The organism is Okeania sp., assembly GCF_035285525.1.
In the GTDB taxonomy this organism is placed as follows: domain Bacteria; phylum Cyanobacteriota; class Cyanobacteriia; order Cyanobacteriales; family Microcoleaceae; genus Trichodesmium.
In genome coordinates this window covers 1-22,749 of record NZ_JAYKGW010000127.1, presented here as the reverse complement: position 1 = coordinate 22,749, position 22,749 = coordinate 1, and the positions used below count along the sequence as shown (strand labels likewise).

Genomic DNA, 22,749 nt, shown 5'->3' with positions numbered 1-22,749 from the left:
ATTTAGCTAAACCCGCCCTGTCGATTATTGTAGGGATGGGTTTTTCTAGAGATGTTTTGGTTGACTCTCAGATTTAGCTAAACCCGCCCTGTCGATTATTGTAGGGATGGGTTTATGTAATTTCTAGATAAGAGTCGTTAACTTTCGTTGTGATTTTTCGGGAACCGTAACCCGCCCCTACTGTTTATAAAAAATAGGAATAAAAAAATGAACAAATTCACTGATCACGATTACGATAAAAAAACTAAAAGCTGTAAAATATGTGGCAGACAATTTAAGTCTATACCTAAATCAGACGATTGCCCAGGTTTAGAAATAAGAATAGACAAAAAAAATGAGACTACTGAAAATATGTTGGAATTATTAAATCGTTATCTTAAACCTGGTGCTAAACCTATAGCATACCAGGATAATAGAATTTATACATATAGTAAAAAACGGGATGTTACACGCTATATTTATTCCTTAAAAGATACATTGATTACGGACAAAACATTGCCGCGAGCTTATAAGAATACACAAGATATGCCGAGAAATCCTATTTCTCTTCGGCAAATGAAAGAAGAAAAATTAGAGCCAAAACCAGAGACTAAACCTATAGGAATTATAGGCAATTATGGTTTAGTTTCAGGTACAATAACCCTGAAGTGGGAATATTATTACGATCAGAAAGATACTCAATCAGGTGATGGATTAAACTATATTACTAAAAAAACATTAAAATCAGAATACAGCTTATCTGAAGGTTGGATAAAAAAACTGGGAAATCCAGATAAAATTGTACCTAATCCACATTACAAAAAGTCCCCACCTATGAAATTATATCAGCTTTTAAGAGTTAGGCAATTCCTGAAAGATAATGCTGATGAATATTCAGAATGGCTTGTCAAACGCAATAAAATTGTTCTGAATCATAGATATAATTCTGCATTAAAAGGGTTATATATACAGAAGTTAAAATATCAGAATAAATTATGTTTAAAGTGTAAGTTTTCTACCTTTTCTGATGATGGAGTGTTGTGTCAAATGCACCCTACAGGTTTTCCTACTGATGTCCCTAATAAACTCTATTGTCCTGATTATGAAGATAATTCTGAAAATATAGCGCTGCCCGCAGGGAACAGGGAACACAGAAGGTGGGAACAGGGAGAATGAATCGCCGATAATATAAGGCTTTTAGCTATTGGACAGCTCCTGCGATTTGTAAAGATTAAGTGCGTACATTGCTATAGTTGCGATCGCGAATCAAAAGAACGATCGGGACTTACGCAACCACGCTAGATATAGTGCTTAAAACTATTGCACAATAGTTTTTTAACTCCACATATAGTACCTTTGCGTAAGTCCTGATGATATTATTATTGATATGACCAAGCTAAAATGGTGCATTACGACGGATTGCTTAATTCCTTTTATAATCTCGATTCAAGCTATCTAGCGCACCCTAGAAGTTTGGCTATTCAACCCAAAAAAATCAGGTTAAAATTCAATATCATCATTCAACTCAATTTCTTGATTTTCTTCAAGTTCATCTATACCAACATTACTATTTTCAGACTCAATAATTTGAGAATCAATAGATAAATCAGAATACTCATAAATAACAGGTAAATCACTTTTATCTGCTGATTTAATTGACCCTATATCTACTATTTCTCCCTGAAAAAAATCAACTATTCGACGAGTAGCGATCGCCACAGTCTGTCTTCCTTTTTGAGCATATTTTTCCTGTTTATTCACATCATTTAATTGATGTTTATAAACATAATTTTCTGGGATAATTTTATTTTCTTTCTGATAATTTATTGAATCAGATAACGGAGAAGTATCTGGTTGATTTTCTGGAACCTTATCATCAGAACTATCAGTTTCTTTCTCCTTTTCAAGTTGAGTTTTTTGATAGTCTTTTCTAGTCGTATTTACAGAATTTATATTTCTATTTTGAGAATTATTATTCTGACTAGAATTAGCTAGCTCTATTTTTACCTTAATTGACTGATTAAAAACTTTTTCAAAAGCTGCCTCAATCATAGAAGCTTTATCAGATATTCTTTTTAACCAAGCCGGAAAACGAATACCAATATGAGCTACTTGACCATTAAAGCTTAATAATATTCCATGTTGTTCCAACAATTGTTTAGTACCTGGCGCTGTAATTTTATTCAGTACCTGTTGCCAAATCTCTACTAAATTCCCTTCTTCAGGATTAATATTAACCGCTTCCGAACCAACTAAATCTTCCTCATTTTTTGAGACAGAATAAATTTCTTTTGTCTCCGATATTTTTGGTTTTTGAGGTTGAAACACAGATGGTTTTGATTCAACTTGAGTAGAAGTATTTGGAGTAGTTGGAACCGAAATATTTTGACTTGTTTCTCTGGTTATTTGTCGTTGCGGTAAATGTTCAACTATTACTTTTGAACTTGTCAATGCAGAAGGCAATAATCCTAATAAAGTTACCTCCAACCATAAACGAGGTTGAGTAGTATTCTTAATTTGAACTTCCGACATTTGTAAATGTCTTTGACCAGCCAAAATAGTGCTAATTTCCCACCTTTGAGAAAATTGACAAAGCTCTTCCCAAGTAGGTCTAGTCAACGCCACTAAATTTTCACTTGTCGGCGCAGTTTTTGCTATCAATAAATCTCGATAAAACCCTGCCAAATTTTGCAATACAATAATCGGTTCCCGACCCCTATCCATAATTTGACGAGTACATTCCAATACCTGAGTCGAATTATCCGAAGCGATCGCTGACAACAATACCATTAAATCTCGTTCCGGAACCGCTCCCACCAAATCCCAAACTCGTTCAACCGTAATTTCACCCGCCAACAAACTCAACTGATCTAACAAACTCTCCGCATCCCGCAACCCACCTTGAGCAATTTGACCTACCATCTGTATCGCTTCAGTTACAATATCAATTTTTTCCTCAGTTGCAATATGATCCAAATGTTTGACCATTGGCTCCAGAGGTATTCTTCTAAAATCAAAACGTTGACAACGAGAAATAATAGTCGCTAAAACTCTCTGGGGGTCTGTGGTTGCCAAAATAAATACCACTCGGTCTGGTGGTTCCTCCAAAGTTTTCAGCAAAGCATTGAAAGCCGATACTGACAACATGTGGACTTCATCTATCACATATACTTTGTAGCGACATTGGACAGGTGCAAATTGTGCCCTTTCTATTAATTCCCTAATATTGTCCACACCAGTATTACTAGCAGCATCAATTTCGATAACATCCAGAGTTGACCCTTTGATAATACCCGTACAAACATTACAAGTACCACAAGGACTGGGGGTCGGGTGGTCATGGGAGAGACAATTTAGAGATTTGGCAAAAATTCGAGCGCTAGAGGTTTTCCCTGTACCCCTGGGTCCAGTAAATAAATATGCTGGGGCGATCCGTTGGGTTTGGATAGCATTAGTCAGAGTTTGAGCGATCGCATCTTGACCCACTAAGTCGGCAAAAGTTTGAGGACGATATTTATGATGGAGAGGTTCGTAGGCCATTTCAGTTATCAGTTATCAGTTATCAGTTATCAGTACCTCTGGTTTTACTGAATTGATTTTTTCTTGGTCAATTGGATATGGTGTTTCATCCCATGATTAACTATTTTTAGGCATTTGAGATGGCTTTCCTGAAGTCATGGGACCCATTCATGTCCCAGAGCAAAACGCTGTCGCTGGCAATGACAAAATTGTGTTGCTTTGCGTAAGTCCTGTTTATTTACTTTTTGATTTGTTACAACTTATTTACAGATTGTTATAGTATTTCCCAGAGTTATTTAAGATATATATTTCTATTTTGATCCTAAGTAGCGTTCAGAAACTGAGATGACGACAGCTCGGTTGCAGAATGCTGACCAAAAGAAAAGAGGGCAAAGAAAAGAAGAAAGACAACTGTACTCATAACTTGGTAAATTGCTATATAATTAATCTATACTTTATCCACCATTAAGTAAAGTCATATCAGGGTGTATATTATACCTATAGGTTTCGTTATTTTCAACAACCTATACAGAATCAGATAGAGAAGTCCTTGGATTAGCAGTGCATAAGATATTAATACCAAATCCGGTTATGAAAAACTACTTAGTCCAATCCTTTTCACTTTTCTCCCTCCTGTCTCCAGCATAAGTGCCTTACCCCTTTTCATAAATCTCATATCTAAACTAGACTTAGTATAAATTCTGGCTCTCACTAAATCTGAAATTTTTCGGTAATAGGTAGGGCTATAATTTTTCGGCCAATTAATAACCAGATCTATAACTATACTATCAGGAATTTACATTAAAAATATCGAACAAGAAATAAAGTCTCAAATCTCCTCTTTTTGGGGGGATAAAAAAGAAAATTATGGTTTTCAAGGCTCTGACTTTAGCCTTATGTACAGATAACTGATAACTGATTAACTGAAATGACACCAATTATTTTTGTGGAACCAAAGTTAGCCCAAACCTCTCCCACACCAAATTTGCCAAAAGCAGAATATATTTGGATGGGTACATCTGGATTAATGTTAGTATTGCTAATTATTTTGGGTATATTTCACAAAGTCAAAATTAAACAATTTCATAAAAAAATTAGTGTAGAGGAATTTAGAAATAAAGACCTCTATAAAAAGTATAAACTAGCTGTAGCAACTATTGCTAAAATGGAAAAAAATCCTGACCTTATCCATTCTCGGGAATTTAATTTAGATTACTTAAGAATGCGGATGGCAGAGGAAGTTTTCCATTTTGCTATTGTCAATCAAATTAAGGTCAAAGTCCAACAAAAAATTAGTGTGGCACTGCGCCCTACTCAAGTATCAGCAGGAGAAAAAGGAAATCCAAGTGGACGACAAATTGATTCTATGTTTGAGATAGAATATGAGACTGGAGAAGCAGGTAAAGACCTGAAAAAAAGAGTATTATTTCGCATATCAATTAAACTAACCAAATTACCCACTCAAGCAACTTCTCAAACTATTAATCAAATTATTGATTGTTTAGAAACCTATCTTAGTCCTAGTGATGACCATGATAACTGGACTCCTACTATTCAAGGTCGAATTGTACATATTGATTGGGATCAAAAAGCCAAACCAGTACCAATGTTGGTCTTAGAACAATCTCACGATGGGGTTCTATTTCGGACTAATAGACCTACAGTTAAAAATCCTACTCTATCATCACCAAAACCACCTTTACATAAGAAAAATATAACTAAAGGAGCGGTCGGACAATCTGGAAAAACCCATATCAAAGATTTAAGTAAAACCACAAAAATTCAGAGATAATAATTAGGGTTGGCGCTCAAAAGTTTCTTGCTGAAGGTAGGCAATGGGTATGGAGGCCATGGGCAATAGTTGTAGATGTTAATTTTTCTACATTTTTCCTAGTTTGCTGAGGAAAAATCTAAAATTTTAAACATTAACTTAGTAATTTATTAGCACTTTTTTTGACTCAAAAAAACCTTTAATCTTGATATATAAATACTTTTAGATTTATTCAGTAAACTTTAACTAAATCAACCAAGAGAAAAATATATCAATAAATAGGTTTATATAGGACTAGATGGAGTCAGAAATAATCTCTGACTAAACTTTATTTCCATATTTAGAAATTTCCACCCCCTTACCTTCGGTTCCGATCAAAGAAGCGATCGCTATTCTGCTATATCAAGTTTTATTAACTTAGTCATAATCAAAATTTTCTGCTGTTGATAGAAAATATTTTTTATAACCTCCCTTCGAGGTTCCCTGTTCCCTATTCCCAAAATTTCTAATCAGGATTGTCAAACAATACATTGGTCAAATAATAATCCGTCCATTCTGACCCAAAAGCTTTTTCCAAAACTCGCCGAGTTTTGTCATTTTGTCTCTGTTGAGTGGAATAATGTCGTTGAGCTTTGAGAATCTCCAGTTGTTTTTCGGAAGTAACAGGTTTTTGGGCGATCGCTTGTTGACAATGTATTTCCAGATAAGATTCTACTATTGATAGAAATCTTTTTTCTTCCTCTACACCAGTTGGTCGAATAAATAGACAAAATTCAGAAAATATTTCCCCCCATTCTGGCAGTTGCCGATGATGAGAAAATTCTTGGCTCGGTAAAGTTTGGAGTTGATAGTCATATACTTCTGATAGTTTTCCGTCTTGACTTAGGGGTGATAGATCGACCACTGCTGCACTTATTTGGCCTCTTGCCCCTACTAAATCTGTACCAAACATAGGTAGGGCGTAACTTGTTCTGGGAAACATGACACAGTGCAATATATCTAATCCCTGGCCTATTTTGGCTAGTTCTAGATGTAGCTTACGGAACTGGGGAGTTTGATAACATTTGTTTTCAATTGTTAATTTTTCCCCTTCGAGACGGCCTTCTACATAACCTAGCTCTTCTGGTAGATGATATGGTTCTAGGTCCAGGTAGCGTTGCCAAACTGCTTCTATATTATCTGCTAGTTCAGATACTAAGGGATTTAGTTGTTCTTTAATAGATGGAATTGATGTTTTTAACATTCTGAATTATGGGCCAGTTAATTAGTTGTTATATTAAGTTTTTTTAGATTTTAGATAATTTGTTGATTATATAATAAGAATCCCACAATTATGCCTGATTATTCAAGTTTAAAATAAAAAGAGGAAAGTCCATAGTAATTAATTAGGACTTACCCAAAACTACCGAAAAATTTAAGGTATGAAGCCTCTCCATTTATTGATAAACTAAGACAAAAATTCCTTTTAGCCAATTCTCTTTATTTATAGAACCCCTAACTGGATTTATAACATTAGTGTAGAGTGATGAGGGGATGAGGGGATGAGCGGATGAGGAGATGAGGGGATGAGGAGATGGGGGATAGTGAATATAAGACTATTTTCCTAGATTATCATAACTTAATAATGATAAACATTAAAATCCTCAAAAAACTTACACATCGACAACTTTTTACCAGACTGGAATGGTGTAGCTCTGGAAAATCAAGGGTTCTGGTTGCCAATCAGGCAGTGATTTGTTGGCTTTTGAACTTTTCTTTCCCTTATACCTTGTGCCTTCCTTCTTCCAAAGTATAAGTATTGAAACGGACATGATATAACTGATAAGTGAAATAAAATTCCCTACTCTTTTGTCTGATAGATTGGGATTTGAATCACAAACTTTGTACCGCCTCCAACTTCTGAACAACATTTAAGTTGACCTTTATGTTTTTCAACAACAATTTGATAGCTAATGGACAAACCCATACCTGTTCCTTTGCCTACAGGTTTGGTGGTGAAAAATGGGTCAAAAACGCGCTGTCTAATGTGTTCTGGAATGCCACAACCATTGTCTGCAATTATAATCTGTACTAATTCTTCATTAATTACAGATGTATGAATTAAAATCTGATTCAGGTTATCCTCAATTTCTTGATATGTAAGTTTAGCATTGGCCTCTTCTAGAGCTTCAATAGCGTTTGCCAAAATATTCATAAATACTTGGTTGAGCTGACCAGAATAGCATTCTACAGAAGGTAATCTACCATACTCCCGAATTATTTTAATCTCTGGACGTTGAGGTTGAGCTTTCAAGCGATGTTGCAAAATTAATAGAGTGCTTTCAATACCTTCGTGAATATCAACATCTTTAAATTCAGCTTCATCCATACGAGAAAAATTTCGCAGGGAAAATACTATTTCTTTGATACGTTCAGTACCTATTTTCATCGAAGCGAGCATTTTAGTTACGTCTGACTGCAAAAATTCTAAGTCAATATCTTCAGCTTGCTCTTGAATTTCATCAACAGGATTAGGGTAGTTTTTTTGATAGAGTTCTAAAAAATCTAAAAATATTTGTGTATATTCTTCTATATACTTAAGGTTAGCATGAATAAAATTAACAGGGTTATTTATTTCATGGGCAACTCCGGCAACCAACTGTCCTAGAGCTGCCATTTTTTCTGATTGTATTAACTGAACTTGGGACTGCTGCAACTGATGTAAAGTTTCTTCTAGTTTTCTGGTACGTTCAGCTACTTGATTTTCTAAGTTTTCTGTGAGATGGTATAGTTTTAACTGTGTTTTGACGCGGGCAATTAATTCTGCTTCTTCAAATGGTTTAGTGACATAATCAACTGCTCCTAAGTTAAGTCCCTTGATTTTATCAGTCGAATCACTCAGAGCAGTCATAAAAATTATAGGTATATTTTGAGTTATTTCAGAGGCTTTGAGACGGCGACAAGTTTCAAAACCATCTATACCAGGCATCATTATGTCAAGCAAAATTAAACTTGGTAAACTTAATTCGGCTTGACTAATAGCTAATTCTCCATCTGTAGCGATCGCTACTTCAAAGCCAGCATCATTTAAGGCTTCAGAAAGAACTGCTAAATTAGCAGGAGTATCATCTACTACTAAAATTAAATCCGAATTGTCCATAATTTAGATATCTTTAATAAAAATTATTACTTGATTTTCAACCGTTGCATAATTTAGATAGAGTATAAAGTTAATATAATTAGTTATTGTATTGTGGAGGGGTCGCTTCAAGTTAAAAGTTATAGCAATCGCCAAGGCAGTTAGGACACATTAAAAGTCTAAAACCCAGACAAAGCCAGATTTTTCCTTCTGCCTTCTGCTATATCATTACCTCTAGCTGTTGGCGCAGCATTCCACAGGAAAGCAAGAGGCTGGAAATACTAAATTAAATATTTTTTTGATCTCTTTAAAATAGCTATGTTTTACCCATAAGTATTGAAACCCTGTTATGATAGAGAGATGGGGGATGGGAGAAAGAGAGCAAAATACGGCCAAGCTTTTAATTAGGGTTTGCGTTTCTTCAGTCTTTTAGTAGTGGGGAGAAGCCAGAATCGGTGAATCCAGAATCCGTATGGGAATAAGAATCATAGAAGAGGTAGCCAGAATAATCTTCCCTTAATTTTCTACCCCTTTCTTGCCCAAAGTCTTAGAATGCATGATTTTTCCGGAACTGTACCGTATTGGCCTAAAAGATATTATCTATAAAGGCTGAAACCTTTGCCAGTAATACCTTTGATATTTAATCCGCCAACCCTAATTAGGGTTGGCGCTTCTTCAGTCTTTTTGCACTTGGTAGGGAGTAGACAGTCAACCCACTTCTAACCCATCCCAGGAGGGGAAGTCAAGAGGAGTAAGGAGTTGTATAGGAGGTACACGGTTCCCGATAAATCGGAAAAATTATTCCTTGCCCAACTTTGCCCAATTCTAGGAGCCAGAAAGAATTTGGACATTACTGAATCAAGGGATAAAAATAAGTGGGATGGACATCTTATCTTACCCAAAAATGTAGGTAAGAGAATAAAATTTTTATTATACCAATTTTAAACAAGAAGGAAGAAGGAAGAAGGAAGAAGGAAGAAGGAAGAAGGAATAAAGATAACTATCTAAAATTAATAGGACTAAAGCCATGAAGGCTATTATTAAGGTGCGTTTCGCTACGCGAGATGTAAAGCGGTAGAGTAACGCACCAATACTCTATATATAGTGCCTCCCGTGTAAGTGCTGATTAATTGGATCAGCTATTTTTATAGCGGTTTTCATTTCAGTAAACCACAGTAGGGACGTTGCATAAGGGCGTCCCTACAAGATGCAAGGTTATGGCAATGTGGTTTATTCGTATTAAAGCGCTGTAAGGATTTACTCCGCTCCTGTTCCCTGTTCCCTCTTTATTTAGAGATGGCTATTATTCTCAAGCAACAGGGATTTTTCTAGAGATTCTTGAATAAAGAGTGTAATTTTTTTTACTTCAAAGCCTTTAGCCTGATGAACAATATAACGAACAAAGAGAGCATAATCTTGATTTTCTTCTTCTAAAGCTTGAGCTGCTGTTACTAACTTTTTTAATCTACCTTGTTGAGCTAGTAAGAATAAGTTTTCTAGAGCTTCTAGTGGAGGTAATACCATATCTCCGGTAGGACTTTCTATCTTACTACTATTTTGTTGATGTTCTGAACTAGAAGTAGATGTAGGCTCATATTTCCAAGTAATTTGTAAATTTTCTGCTAGTAGTTTAAATAATTCATCTGCTTTTACTGGTTTCTCTAAGAAAGCATTGCCACCTGCTTGCAAACACTGCTTTTCATCCATTGCAGAAATATAGGCAGAAAAAATAATCACGGGAGTTTTCTTCAGTATTTCTGATTTTCTAATGTACTTCAGAAAAGTATATCCATCCATTACCGGCATCATTAAATCGGTAATAATTAAATTTGGCTGTAACTGAAGAGCTTTATGTAAACCATCTTCCCCATTTTCCGCTTCAAATACATTAAATTTGAGTGGTTTCAATAAATTGGTAATTACCAAACGGTTTTCCCGGACATCATCCACAACTAATAAAGATAGTGGTTCTCCCTGATAACCAATTAAATTCTTTTTGATGTTAGTCACCATTCTATATTGCCACTCTTTCACCAGAGAAAAATCGACTTCAAAAGAAAAAGTGCTACCCACACCTAATTCACTCGTAACTTGAATCTTACTACCCATAAGACTGAGAATATTACGAGTAATAGCAAGTCCTAATCCAGTTCCTTCGGTGTTGTATTGGCGATCGCTAACTTGTTCAAAAGGTTGGAAAATTTTTTCTAAAGAATCAGAATTAATACCAATTCCTGTGTCACTAATCTGGAAACGGAGTCTGGCAGTTTGATTGTCTGTTGGTTTTTGCGTTTCTATGCCATCAATTACCTCTACTTTAAATGTCACTTTACCCTGTTCGGTAAATTTAGCAGCATTACCCAATAAATTAATTAGCACCTGACGCAATCTTTTCGGATCGGTTAAAACACCATCTGGTAAATTAGGACTTGGTAGGTAAACAAAATCTAAACCTTTTTTTTCGGTTCTAATCCGAATAATTTCCCCAATTCCCTGGAGAAAAGATGGCAAATGAATAGGTTGTAGTTGCAACTCTAGTTTGCGAGCTTCAATTTTAGATAAATCCAGGATATCATTAATCAAAGTTAGCAAATGAGAACCACACTGATGAATGATATTGATACCTTCTTTTTCTTTTTCTCCCCAAGTTTGAGAGCGACTAAGAATTTCCGCATAACCCAAAACACCATTAAGGGGAGTACGGAGTTCATGGCTCATATTAGCTAAGAATAGACTTTTTGCATGATTAGCAGCATCTGCTGCTTGTCGTTTCTGTTCCAAGAAATTGTAAGACTCAGCTAATCGATCGGCCATGTGATTAAATTCTTGGGCTAATTGCTCAATTTCATCACCAGTGCTAATATCCAAACGATAGCTTAAATCTCCCATGCCTAATTTGTTAGCACCAATTTGCAGAGCTTGAATAGAACTAATTACAGGTAATAGTGTGTGGAAAAACTCAGCAGTGAAAATCAGCAATACTACCCCAATCAAACAGTAGGTATAAATGATGGCATTTCCCTTAAATTCCATAGCCACCTCTCGACTATCAATATCTTCTTGTTCTACTTCCTCTATCAAGTGGTTGAGAAACAGCAAAATATCATCCTTGAATGAGTTGATAGCTTTGATATCTTGCTTAATCGCAGTAGGAGAATAATTTGTATCTTCTACAATTTTATCAACTAAGCGCGTCAGAAATTGATAACGACGTTCTACCAATTCTGGTTTTTTAGATTCTGGTATGAGTTGCTTAATTTCTTCCAAAGCGAGCAAAAATCTTGATATCTCTTGCTGATAGTTGTATATTTCAATAGGACTGCGATTCAGCAAAAGATAATTTTTTAGTGCAGAAGTTTGTTTTTCCAGAGAAAGCTTAAGTTCTTGACTGGTATGAACTGCTTGATTAGTATAATTGCGGGTTTCCTCTATAGATTTTTCTATTTTGATAATCAAGAGTGTACTGCTTCCTACTAAAGCAAATACTAATCCCACAGAAACTGCTGTCGAAATAATAAATTTAGTGAGAATCTTCATTTTTCCGGTACTGTTATAGACTTCAGATTGTTGTATATTTCTCGTATTTCCTCAAAATCTGCATCTTTACTCAATGTATAACCAGCAGATTCAGTACCACTTACATCTACAAAACCTATAGGAGCATCTATCAAAGCTCCTTGCAGTTGCTTGATAGTTTCTGGTGAGAATTTCTTGGTATTGATAACTATAGGAGGCCCAGGTATGGGGTTTGACTCCCAGATAACCTTGTAATTAGTATCAAGTTTTCCTGACTTTTGACTCCGGAGAAAAGATGCTTTATCGTCAGCGATCGCATCTACCACATCATCTGCTAAATCTTGTTGAGCTTGATCGTGACTGCCAGAATAGCGAATACTATCAAAATCAGATATAGGGTCGATATTGGCATTTTGTAAACCATTCATTGGTATCAGAAAACCAGAAGTAGAAGATGGACTAACAAAAGCAAAGCGTTTACCTATTAAATCTTCTAAAGTGTTGATATTTTTGGTAGTATTAGCAACAATTACACTGGTATACCAAGGTCTGCCACTAATTCTATCTATGGGAACCACTAGGGGTTTGAGATTGGGATTCCGTTCTTTAGCTTGGATATAGGTAAGAGCAGCTAAATAAGCGATATCGACCTCTTCTTTTGCAATCAAATCAACTGCTTCAGCGTAATTTTTTGTGACTTGGAAATTAACCGGACGTTGGAGAACTGTTCCTAGATATTTAGCTAAAGCTTCTAATTTTTCTTCTTGTCCTTCAGAACTTTGCCAAGGAAGTACTGCTACCCTTAAAGTATGGTTTATAGGGTAATTAGAGTCGGAAATTTTTTCATCTGGAGCCAATTCTTGAGAAGAAGTGGAAGTACAACTAATTGCGGTTGTACTGATACATAACAGTAAACTGAATAACAGGGAATATCTGAGAAATGTGGGGTTTGGCCACAAAATAAACTTCATGAATAGAACCTCTTGGATAATTCTGGAAACTGAGTTAGGACTTAGGCAGTAACCCTAGATATAGTGCTTAAAACTAGGGAACAATCGTTTTTTTGACTCTATATATAGTACCTTGACGTAAGTCCTGTAAGTTTGAGCATAATGCGTTACGAAATGCGCTTATTCGTATAGGAAATGCTTGGCTTTCCATGTCGCGCAGTGTTTTGGCTGTCGCCGACATGAAAAGCGGAGCTTTGTGGAGTCGAAAACACACCCTACCAGGTGCGTTTCGCTAGACGAGATGTAAAGCGCACAACGCACAACGCACCAATACTCCATATATAGTGTCTTTGCGTAAGTCCTGTTAGACACGAAATTATATACAAATAATTTTGCACGACTACTTATAGCTATATTTGCTACTTAAAAATCTAGCACTAAAACGGAAAAATGAAAATCATTCTACTCTTAGAAAACTCTAGTGATAAGGAACACTTAACTGTGAAAAAAGAATAGGGAATAGGTATGGAGGGAACAAAGATTCGTAGCAAAGATTGATCATGCCTGGTATTATGGCTATATTGTAGCTAAGTTTGTCAAGGATTTTAATCCTTGGCTAATAGCTTAAGCTATCTAGAGTTTTGAATATGCGCTATAATCTACTATTTTCGTTTAAAATAGACTAAGTTTGATAGAGAATAAGGTCTATTGATACATGAATGATAGAAAATCAAAAAGGGAATTGTCAAGTTTGATGAGGACAGGGGATGACTGAGAGTATCCCTACCATCGAGGTTGGTAAATCATCTAAAAAAACAGGGATATAAGGTTGGTCGCTACCACTACAAAGGCTTAGAAGCTAATTCTCAAAATAGAGTCAAGGTAGCTGAAGTCGTGGAAATGATGAATCAAGACTTGACCAATCCTCATATCAAATCCGGTAGCATCGGTAGAATTTAATATCGTAGGGGTTTGGTCTCCAATTTTTCGGGAACCGTACCCTCTACAAATTAGGAGTTTTTGCTTTTTTCTGATGGTAAATCTTATTCTCCAAAGTCAGCGGATTTGATATCACATATCTTGATGATGCAAGTCTGGAAAAATACTTTAATTTATTTAAGCCTCAAGTTAGCAGTGCTGGTCAAACTTTCTCACTAGGTAACATCCCTGTTATAACCATTGGTGATATCTGGGATGATTGGCTAGATATCAAAAAAACACAAGTAGAGAGTAGTACATTTGCTGTTATATAAAATCTGGTTAAATACTCGTTATACAGTTGTGGGAGATGGGGAGATTGAAGTGTAGATAAAATTATGAACATATACACTTGTAACCGGATTCTATATTAAATATAAGAGATATACAAAACTTCTAAAACCTTTTCGGGAACTGCCTATCAACCAAGAAAATACAACAAATATTGTTAGTCATTCACAAGCTCAATATGATAGGGATAATGCTGAGGGTTTTGTTTTGCACATCTGATAGAATATTGATAAAATATACAAGAAAAAGCTCTAAAAACAATGATCCGTATTGATGCCCGCGAACTCTATCAAGTTCTGGAACTGACTCCACCGGAGCAAAATATCCTGCTGGTGGGCAAGCATGGTATTGGGAAATCAGAAATTATTAGCCATTTCTACCGTCAGCGTCAGAAGTTGTCCGTGATCCCGTTCTTTTTGGGTCAGATGAGCGATCCAGGGGATTTGATTGGCTTGCTCCATAAAGATGAGACCACAGGCCATTCGGTTTTTTTACCCCCCTATTGGTGGCCTGCCCCCGATAGCCCGGTGGTGCTATTTCTGGACGAGCTTAACCGGGCACGCCCCGAAATTTTGCAGGCCGTTCAAGACCTGACTCTCAATAAAACCTTGGCTGGTAAACCTCTAGCCCCTGGCAGTATTGTCATTGCTGCGGTGAATGCAGGGGAAGAATACCAACTGACGGAACTCGATCCGGCTCTGGTGTCGCGGTTCAATCTCTATGAGTTTGTGCCGACGGTGGAAGATTGGCTGCTTTGGGCTTCAGGCCATGATATCGATCCACGGGTGTTGACATTTATCCAACAACATCCCGAGTATCTTGATGGTGACAATCCAGATGCGGATGCAGCGATCGCTACCGCAGGCTTGATTAAAACCCCAGATCGCCGTGCTTGGGTCAAAGTTGCGAATTTTGTTCGCAACCATACAAAGCTGGAGGAGATTCACTTTAAACTGATTGCTGGTATGGTGGGGAGTCGGGCTAGTATAGCCTTTCGCCAAAGTATGGCTACCCAAAGGGGTCTGAGACCTGAACAACTCTTGTTGCAATATTCTAAGTGTTCTAAACAGCTCAAAGGTTTGGATATTCAGGATTTTGCCAGTTTGAACGAACAGGTTTTACTCTGGCTTAATACCGGGCATTGCCCGGAAAATAAAGCCGATAATGCCCGGAAGAATCTGTTGAAATATCTCCAGTATCTCCGTAAGGGCAAACAACAGGAAGCCATCGCTCACTTTTCCTCTCTGGTTCAGAGTCCCAATTTTAGTGATGCCATGGGGTTTGTCGCTGAATCAATGGATTTGATTGATTTCTTATCGGAGTATTTGGAAAAAATTAAGGTTTGAAATAATTAAAGTAGGACTTACCCACGAACGCTATTGGTAGGGTGCGTTTTGCGTTCCGCAAAGCTCCGCTTTATATGTCGGCTCAAGCGCCGAAACGCTACGCGACATGTAAAGCGCACAACGCACAACGCACCAATACTCTATATATAGTGCCTCCCGTGTAAGTTCTAGCTTACGCAAAGAAACCCGGTACGAGTGTAGAAACCGGGTTTCTGGGTTCTAATAAACTTGACAGGTGCTGTGCCAAAATGCTAAAGTAAGACCGTACTAATTAACTTGAAATTCTTTTGTTTGAATCTATCGTACTAAATAACTATTATGATTGCGACTCTAAACAAGCCCCTATCATTCGATGAATTTGTTGGTATCCGGAAAATGCGACCGATAAATACGAACTACACAATGGAACAATAGTAAAAATGCCTTTAGGAATAGGAGAACATTTTAGTGTCATCGGTTTTTTAATGGTAAAACTGGCAATTCAAATCGACGGTTATGAATTACGTTGTAGAGTTCCTGGCGATTGATTTCAGCAAGCAATCCATGACGAATCTGGCTACTTACCTGATATTATATGTCTCAATAAAGCGCAACTGGCTCAGGAAACCCGTTGGCAGAAAGAATCAATGATTACCAAGGGAGATTCTGTTCGACTGGCAATAGAGGTTGTCAGTACAAACTGGCAAGATGATTATCTGAGGAAGGTCGCAGAATACGAACAAATGGGTATACCCGAATACTGGATTGTGGATTATCTGGGTTTAGGTGATCGGCGGTTGATCGGCAATCCCAAACAACCCACTCTCTCTGTTTATCAACTGGTGGATGGGGAATATGAGGTAACACTGTTTACGGGAAACGAGAGGATTGAATCTTTGGCTTTCCCGAAATTGCAACTGAGCGCCGCCGATATTTTTGCTGCCAAAACTATATGAGACAGGTATTGATAACTATAACTCAACTTGCTAGTTATGAATTCGATCCCCCCAGCTCCCCTTAATAAGGGGGGAAAATCCGAAAGTCCCCTTTATTAAGGGGGATTTAGGGGGATCAAAACTCCTATATTTACAGGACTTATATCATGTCCGGTTGAATAGTGATCAATAACGAGGCAGGAGTTAACCCACCCCTAACCCCTCCCAGGAAGGGAAGAAGAGGAAGTTTTGCGATAGCGCTCTGATCCGGAGATCATATGATATCATGTCCGCTTGAATAATTAGGGTTTGCTGGAAGGAAGGCAGAAGGTTTTCTCTCATTCTCATCTTAATTTTATACACAAACGATGCTACCGGACATGATATTATGGAAATACACTATCTATATATAGATTTTCAATGCCTTGTGTTACCGCCAATATACCCTACAAATAGTCTTTATGCCTAAGTCCTGATTTATAACTAGCAACTCAAATGAACTATATTAAATACAATATGAGAACAAAACCAATCGCCCGTCACCGCATTGCTCAAATTGTAGAAAAGTGGCTGCTGGTTGAGCCACTGTTACTAGCAACCTGGACGAGTCATGCCTTAGTATCTGAGCCACGGATTAAAACCATTCGCATTCAACGAGGCAGGATTGAGTACAATCCAGAGTTTATTAACCAGTTGAGCGATCGCCGCCTGGAAGCCACCCTGCGTTTTGAAGCTCTACGGATTATTCTGAAACACCCATACAGTCGCCGTCAACCTCATTCAGAGATTAGCTATGCTGCCAGCAATTTAACGGTGCAAGAATATTTACAAACTGACCTGCCGTTTCCTAGGGCACGGGATGTCTTTGGGGATAACAACTACGATCGACAATTCTTCGAGTTTTACTATCACAAATTGCTCGAACTACAGCCCCCCAGTTTGGCTGTTGGAGCTTCTGGAACGCCGGGATCGGGTACGGGGGAAGGTGATACTGCAACTGCATCTGGCTCTTCTGGTTCTGCTGAGTCTGAATCTGAGTCAACAGCAGAAACTGAGACGAGTTCCGAATCGAGCGATAGTCCTCCAGACCTCCTATCCGTCTATACCGATCCAAATTTGAGTGGTGTGGAAAATACCAATCAGTGGGATCGAGATGAATTATTGAGCGATCGCCTGGACGATCTGGTAAAAATGGCTCTAGCTAATGACAGTTGGGGGAGCATTGGGGGCAGGTTGCGGGAACAGATTTTGGCGAATCTGCAACCCAAGCTCGACTATCGGGCAGTTTTGCGCAAGTTTCGCACGTCTATCCTTAGTCAACAGCGACGGCTAACCCGGATGAAACCAAATCGCCGTTATGGGTTCGCTTATATGGGCAGTCGTCGTGACTTTACCACTCGCTTGCTGTTTGCTATTGATGTGAGTGGATCGATGGGAACAGAGGAGCTACGGCAGGGGTTTTCGGTGGTGAATCGCTTTTTTAATTATGGCGTGGAGGCGATCGATGTGATTCAATTTGATGCTGAGATTACAACCGATGTAATGACGTTCCGTCGCGCTAAGAGGGAAGTACAATTAACGGGTAGAGGCGGGACAAATTTTGATCCAGTTGTGGCCTATTTGGAGGAACATCGGGATTATGATGGTCTGATTATTTACACTGATGGTTATGCACCTTGCCCCGCACCGCCCCAGAATCGGCGGACTCGTATTATGTGGTTGTTTGTGAGCGAGGAGAATTATCGGAGTTGTTATCCCAAGCTACAGCCTCTGGGGCAAGGGGCTTATCTTAAATCTTCTGCTAGAGAGATGCCCAATCCTGTCATGTGAAGAATTGTATATTTTTTTAACGGTTGTGGACTGGGTGAGGAGGGATTAATATATTATTGATGTAATGAAGTTGTTCAAATATTTGATGTTCAGTCACTGCCTCAAATGTGTCCTCAAGTCAAAATCTGGTTTATTAAATAATGTCTCAATTTGAAATCAGGAATAGAGTTCCGTTTAAAGCCTCTGCTGTTCAAAATGCGGATGAAGCCGCATCTATTGTGCTAAATCAAGCACTGTTAGCCCAAGCACAAAATACTTATTCTGTTGGAGGTGCTATTGTCGAAAATGCTACGGGTCGTGTGATTCACAAACTGCATAACAATCTCTTAAAAGAGCTTTCAGATACTAAGACTAAGACTCACAAGGTTGAGGTTTTTACTTTCGATCCAACAGCTCACGGCGAAACTCAGCTTGTTTACTGGTATTACAAGCACAAAGAAGAATTAAACTTGCCCGATCCCGATCAGCTTACGATTATCACAACACTCGATCCCTGTGTTATGTGTACGGGCGCCCTATTAACTGCGGGCTTTAATGTGGGGGTGATGGCAATAGATGATTTTGCAGGAATTAACTTCAATAAAAAATTCGATTTTGAAACTTTACCCGAAAGTTTGCGTTACTTAGCAAAATCTAAGTTTGGCTATTATGCTAGTGGGAATGAAGATGGCGGCTCTAGTGAATCATTAACCATTAAGAATTAATCGACTTTGCGTATTCGATAACTGTTGGCTTCAACCCAACCTTCTATTTGTGCAATTCTGGAATCAAGCCTACTGAAATCTTCCCTGGCTTCACTTAACTCGTATTCAATTTTCTCTATTTTTTCGTCTATGATATCCTGCAATTCTGCTTTTAAGAACGCTGAAAAATTTTTAATAGCTGTCTGGTTTTGCAGCATTTCTAATCTGACATCTCCAATTTTATTAAAAAGTACAGCAGTCCCCCCTCCAACAGAAAGAATTCTATCAACTCAATAACTATTGTTATTTCCATATATTTAGCCTCTCTTTTCTATTTTGTATTCACCTATAAGCTAAAAACTTTTGAGGTGTTATGACTAATTTTGGGAGCAGCCATCACCCCAATAACAATTTTGACATTCGATCCTCTTTCTAGTCGCAAAAACTTGGGGAGATATCTGATCTCGTTATTCAGTCACCAATCGCGGTTCTTGAGTGTAGAGAAATTCTTTATCAAGAATCTATGTTATCAACTAATACCTCGCCATTAACTAATGCTTTCCATTGCTCGTAAGGAATGTAGTCATCAGGATTGTAATCCTCGCTGCTAGCGATTTCAGATAATCTCAAATCATATTCACCACCAAAGACATATTCAGTAGCTTCTCTGGAATGCACGCACCCCCATTAAATTGTATTTATTGCCACTGCGAACAATATAATTATACTCTCCTGCGGTTTGGTGCTTTATGCTTTCTTTGTTCGGGGGAGGTGGTAACGCCTCCCAGCAAGCATCAAACAATGTAGTTCCAGGCAGTATCAAAATGTCTGATTCTATGCCATTATCCAATACTGTAACCGCCATATATAGTTGGTTTTGTTATTGGAATCCATCCATCTGTTAACGCTGTCGCTTTCAAACTATCAGCATAAAAAGTTGAGCATACCGAAGACGTGGTTTCGTCTGCTTCTTTTCCAGGTAACTTTGAATAGTCTTGCTTAACTTTTCCTAGTTTTGGTGCATTTAAGCCAAACAAAGCAAGGCTTTCTGGTATTGCGTCACTAGGGATGGTTACAATACCCAAATTTGTCAGTCCTTCCGCAGAGATGGCATCCATTTGATAATTTGGCATTGCCCATCCATAAGGGACGTCGCTTGTTCCTACTTTAGTTAAAACGTAAACCAAAGTAGACCTGTCTGACAACGGTGGACTTTTGAATTTAGGTGATTGAATACTCCAGGTAGCAGACGCTTCTGTTATTTTTTCGTCACTAATATAGCTTGACTCTGTTTCTCCTGATGAAAGGTATTTTGTTGCTCGATGAGGCTTGGGTGCGTTCGCTCCTATGACCGCACCTGCTTTTAATATCTTGCTAGTTGCAGTCGTAGTTGCAATCTCAAGACCTAATTCAGTCATTGTAGCGTCACTTAGATTGCTTCTGTAAGCGAATAATATCTTATGAGTGCCTACTGTAATTGACCTATTAATCTGTTTTTTACGGTATATGGATTATATGCCATTACTCCCCCTTAAATGTATTTTTTCTTAATCGCGAATAGTTGGGAGATAACCGCCCACCACAATTTTTTCACGATATCCTATAGTTCTTACTACGCTGTTTGTCTCGTAAAAATTTCCACTATTAGGAGGAAATTCTTTTTTGTCACTACTTGGTCTTCGGACTGTATTCAAAATAGACACAGACGCTCCTTTAGATGACTCGGAATTTTGTTTATCTTGCACTTCCTGGAGGCAATCTAGAAAGTCATTGACAAACTTTAAACAGTTGCTTCCATCGGGGTATTTTTGGGCATCATTAATATCTACCCCTTTTTATTCAAGCTTTTCCCTTAACTCTTGAATTGTTATTATGTTATCTGCCATACCTTTATACTTAAAAGTTGTTTATCAATTCCGATGCTAATATAAATCTTTAGCCTCCGCAACCTTTCAAGGGGGGCTAGGGGGAACTTACAAATATTAATATTCCGAAAAAATCTTTTTGCCTATTCCTTCAATCTAAAATCTACTGGAAAGCGGGTTGATCTTGTAGCTAAAATAATCTTTTTTCCAGTAATAGGGAGTTTGCAATAAGCATAATGAAGAGCCATAGTAACCTTTCTGTACCTACTAGGTAGCTTAGTTTCTTCCCCAAGGACCTTCACTTTACTTTGTACTCTTCTGCTTATACTTATGCGGATTAACTCCTACTTTTGTTTTGTCAAAGGTATCTCCTAATATTTGGACATACTTTTCGAAAAATTCAAATGCACTATTTTCGTTTAAAAAATCACTCCATGTAGCGTATCCTCTCGGCCAATCTTGGTATGAATAACCAACTTCCCCTCTGTTTAGATTGAATAACGTAGGTTCAATAAATAATGAATTGATTTTTTGAGCTTTTTCTTTCAGGAAAGCTATGGATATTGTTTCTAGGCCATATTCATCTTCATATTCTGCTTTCTTGACAATTCTTAAGCTAAATTCACTCTTCAGGCCAGACTTTTGATCCTCCTGTCAAGGATAAATCTGTTTAAAATAAAGATGTATCGAAGGATGACCGCTTAACTGTCTTCTTTCTGAATAACCTTCTTTACTGCTAGCTTCATTAGCAACTAATTGATAAATTACGCTTGCGTGATTTATCCTTTCAACTATTTTTTCCGGAGTAGAAATAATCTTAATTTCTTGCTGACCATCAAACTGAAGACCGTAAACTTTGGCGCGATTTAAGTTGAATAATTCACTGATTTTTTTATTCTTATCATATTCAATACCTCTTCGTTCAAACAAATCTTTTAATAGTTTTTCAGACCAAGAATCACTACTATTTTTTCGTTTGAACTGTTACCATCATTGCTCTTTTTGGATTGTTTTTGTGCTATACAATGGAATTAAAAAGACCCGGATAAATACTCAATGGCGTTATAATTTATTGACTCTCCAATTTGTGAAGTATCTATTGATAATTATAAAACAGGAGAAATTGTAAACATGGATGAGTTGGAATCAGAGTTTTGCTCGATTCCTAGTTCCAATATTTCTTGGGAGTCCGGGTTTGTCACGTTGCTTTTGTCAAATTCAAATGTTTTGAATAGCATTTTTACTAAGCAGTCAAATGAATTATTACTATTCCACGGATAAATACTTTTGGGAACAAAGCTGTCAGGTTCTATAAAACTAACAGTTCTGATAATGCCATCTATGATATCAATTTCAACTTCAGAAAGTTTGATAGTGGTATAGGGATCGGGGGATACGTCTAGTTTAGTTTCTATGGAAATGAAGTTTTTTTGCTCTGTCTCTGGCGCCGTTTTCTTGTAAGCAACCTGTATGTCCAGGCAGTGCTTACTTAACATCAACAGGGCGTTTTCCCAAGTAGTGACATCTTTGATTACGTCAGGTAATTCAGTGATATTGGCGATTTTCATGCTAAGTATATTGAATATTCATTCGTCTCTCATCAATTATACCACCTCTATTCGTCAATTCATCTCTAAATACATCATAATAGTTCTCACCTCCCTCAATAAAAGCATCTTGGAGCCATTCAGGAACGTCTTTAGAACTTAATATTGTCTTAGTACTTTTTCTTATGTAATCGCTAACCGTAAATTCTTCTTTATCGTTTGGTTGAGGAACTACTCCCCAGTCTGCTAGCAGGTCTCGACCTAAATATATAGTCATTCTGAATAAGAGTGGGACACACTCGAAGCGCAATAATTTCTAATAATATCATCAATGGATTTGTCTTTTCCTTCTTACATTCTTTTCTTCTTTAATGCACCAAAGTCCTGTTCTATATCATTTAAATCTGGAGAGTATTTAGGGAGAAATATAACTTCATGTCCT

20 protein-coding genes are annotated in these 22,749 nt (G+C 37.4%); 7 read left to right on the top strand and 13 right to left on the bottom strand.

Annotated elements, in window-relative coordinates; translation table 11 throughout:
* Positions 1-207: 207 nt before the first annotated feature.
* Complete coding sequence (locus VKJ25_RS11995) at positions 208-1,155, top strand: hypothetical protein (RefSeq protein WP_324236863.1); 948 nt, start codon at positions 208-210, stop codon at positions 1,153-1,155.
* 324 nt (positions 1,156-1,479) lie between these two features.
* Here VKJ25_RS11995 and VKJ25_RS11990 read toward each other — a convergent pair whose 3' ends face one another.
* On the bottom strand, positions 1,480-3,519 hold the full coding sequence (locus VKJ25_RS11990; RefSeq protein WP_324236862.1) for a DNA polymerase III subunit gamma/tau: 2,040 nt from the start codon (positions 3,517-3,519) through the stop codon (positions 1,480-1,482).
* Positions 3,520-4,426: 907 nt separating this feature from the next.
* Here VKJ25_RS11990 and VKJ25_RS11985 point away from each other — a divergent pair.
* Positions 4,427-5,290, top strand: coding sequence for a hypothetical protein (locus VKJ25_RS11985; protein WP_324236861.1), 864 nt, complete (start codon positions 4,427-4,429; stop codon positions 5,288-5,290).
* A gap of 484 nt (positions 5,291-5,774) precedes the next feature.
* Here the strand turns inward: VKJ25_RS11985 and VKJ25_RS11980 are convergent, their stop codons facing one another.
* From VKJ25_RS11980 to phnD, 4 genes are all read right to left on the bottom strand, one after another.
* Positions 5,775-6,512: a phycocyanobilin:ferredoxin oxidoreductase gene (locus VKJ25_RS11980; RefSeq protein WP_324236860.1), complete on the bottom strand. Its 738-nt coding sequence runs from the start codon at positions 6,510-6,512 to the stop codon at positions 5,775-5,777.
* A 597-nt stretch (positions 6,513-7,109) separates the two neighbouring features.
* Complete coding sequence (locus VKJ25_RS11975) at positions 7,110-8,408, bottom strand: sensor histidine kinase (protein WP_324236859.1); 1,299 nt, start codon at positions 8,406-8,408, stop codon at positions 7,110-7,112.
* A gap of 1,269 nt (positions 8,409-9,677) precedes the next feature.
* Positions 9,678-11,924: an ATP-binding protein gene (locus tag VKJ25_RS11970; protein ID WP_324236858.1), complete on the bottom strand. Its 2,247-nt coding sequence runs from the start codon at positions 11,922-11,924 to the stop codon at positions 9,678-9,680.
* Entirely contained in the window at positions 11,921-12,874 is a 954-nt protein-coding gene (gene phnD, locus VKJ25_RS11965; protein WP_324236857.1) for a phosphate/phosphite/phosphonate ABC transporter substrate-binding protein, read from the bottom strand. Before phnD ends, VKJ25_RS11970 begins: the two co-directional genes overlap by 4 nt.
* A 774-nt stretch (positions 12,875-13,648) precedes the next feature.
* On the opposite strand from phnD, the gene VKJ25_RS11960 reads away from it, so the two are divergent.
* From VKJ25_RS11960 to VKJ25_RS11940, 5 genes are all read left to right on the top strand, one after another.
* On the top strand, positions 13,649-13,813 hold the full coding sequence (locus VKJ25_RS11960; RefSeq protein ID WP_324236856.1) for a hypothetical protein: 165 nt from the start codon (positions 13,649-13,651) through the stop codon (positions 13,811-13,813).
* 569 nt (positions 13,814-14,382) lie between these two features.
* Positions 14,383-15,468, top strand: coding sequence for an AAA family ATPase (locus VKJ25_RS11955; protein ID WP_324236855.1), 1,086 nt, complete (start codon positions 14,383-14,385; stop codon positions 15,466-15,468).
* 539 nt (positions 15,469-16,007) lie between these two features.
* On the top strand, positions 16,008-16,403 hold the full coding sequence (locus VKJ25_RS11950; protein ID WP_324236865.1) for a Uma2 family endonuclease: 396 nt from the start codon (positions 16,008-16,010) through the stop codon (positions 16,401-16,403).
* 495 nt (positions 16,404-16,898) lie between these two features.
* Positions 16,899-18,212, top strand: coding sequence for a DUF2201 family putative metallopeptidase (locus VKJ25_RS11945; protein ID WP_324236854.1), 1,314 nt, complete (start codon positions 16,899-16,901; stop codon positions 18,210-18,212).
* Between the two features lie 140 nt (positions 18,213-18,352).
* Entirely contained in the window at positions 18,353-18,916 is a 564-nt protein-coding gene (locus VKJ25_RS11940; RefSeq protein ID WP_324236853.1) for a nucleoside deaminase, read from the top strand.
* Here VKJ25_RS11940 and VKJ25_RS11935 read toward each other — a convergent pair.
* The 8 genes from VKJ25_RS11935 to VKJ25_RS11900 form a co-directional block, all read right to left on the bottom strand.
* A complete protein-coding gene (locus VKJ25_RS11935) occupies positions 18,913-19,113 on the bottom strand; it encodes a hypothetical protein (RefSeq protein ID WP_324236852.1) in 201 nt (66 codons plus the stop codon). The two genes, VKJ25_RS11940 and VKJ25_RS11935, sit on opposite strands and share 4 nt — an antisense overlap.
* Before the next feature lie 295 nt (positions 19,114-19,408).
* Positions 19,409-19,573: a hypothetical protein gene (locus tag VKJ25_RS11930; protein ID WP_324236851.1), complete on the bottom strand. Its 165-nt coding sequence runs from the start codon at positions 19,571-19,573 to the stop codon at positions 19,409-19,411.
* Between the two features lie 164 nt (positions 19,574-19,737).
* Entirely contained in the window at positions 19,738-20,313 is a 576-nt protein-coding gene (locus VKJ25_RS11925) for a hypothetical protein (protein ID WP_324236850.1), read from the bottom strand.
* A 129-nt stretch (positions 20,314-20,442) separates the two neighbouring features.
* A complete protein-coding gene (locus VKJ25_RS11920; protein ID WP_324236849.1) occupies positions 20,443-20,598 on the bottom strand; it encodes a hypothetical protein in 156 nt (51 codons plus the stop codon).
* An 816-nt stretch (positions 20,599-21,414) separates the two neighbouring features.
* Complete coding sequence (locus VKJ25_RS11915; protein WP_324236848.1) at positions 21,415-21,690, bottom strand: hypothetical protein; 276 nt, start codon at positions 21,688-21,690, stop codon at positions 21,415-21,417.
* A 176-nt stretch (positions 21,691-21,866) separates the two neighbouring features.
* Positions 21,867-22,328, bottom strand: coding sequence for a hypothetical protein (locus VKJ25_RS11910; protein WP_324236847.1), 462 nt, complete (start codon positions 22,326-22,328; stop codon positions 21,867-21,869).
* A 1-nt stretch (position 22,329) separates the two neighbouring features.
* The gene (locus VKJ25_RS11905) at positions 22,330-22,584 is read right to left on the bottom strand and encodes a hypothetical protein (protein WP_324236846.1); all 255 of its coding nucleotides are present in this window, start codon (positions 22,582-22,584) and stop codon (positions 22,330-22,332) included.
* 74 nt (positions 22,585-22,658) lie between these two features.
* Positions 22,659-22,749: transposase (locus VKJ25_RS11900; protein ID WP_324236864.1), on the bottom strand; the 91-nt coding region annotated here is incomplete at its 5' end.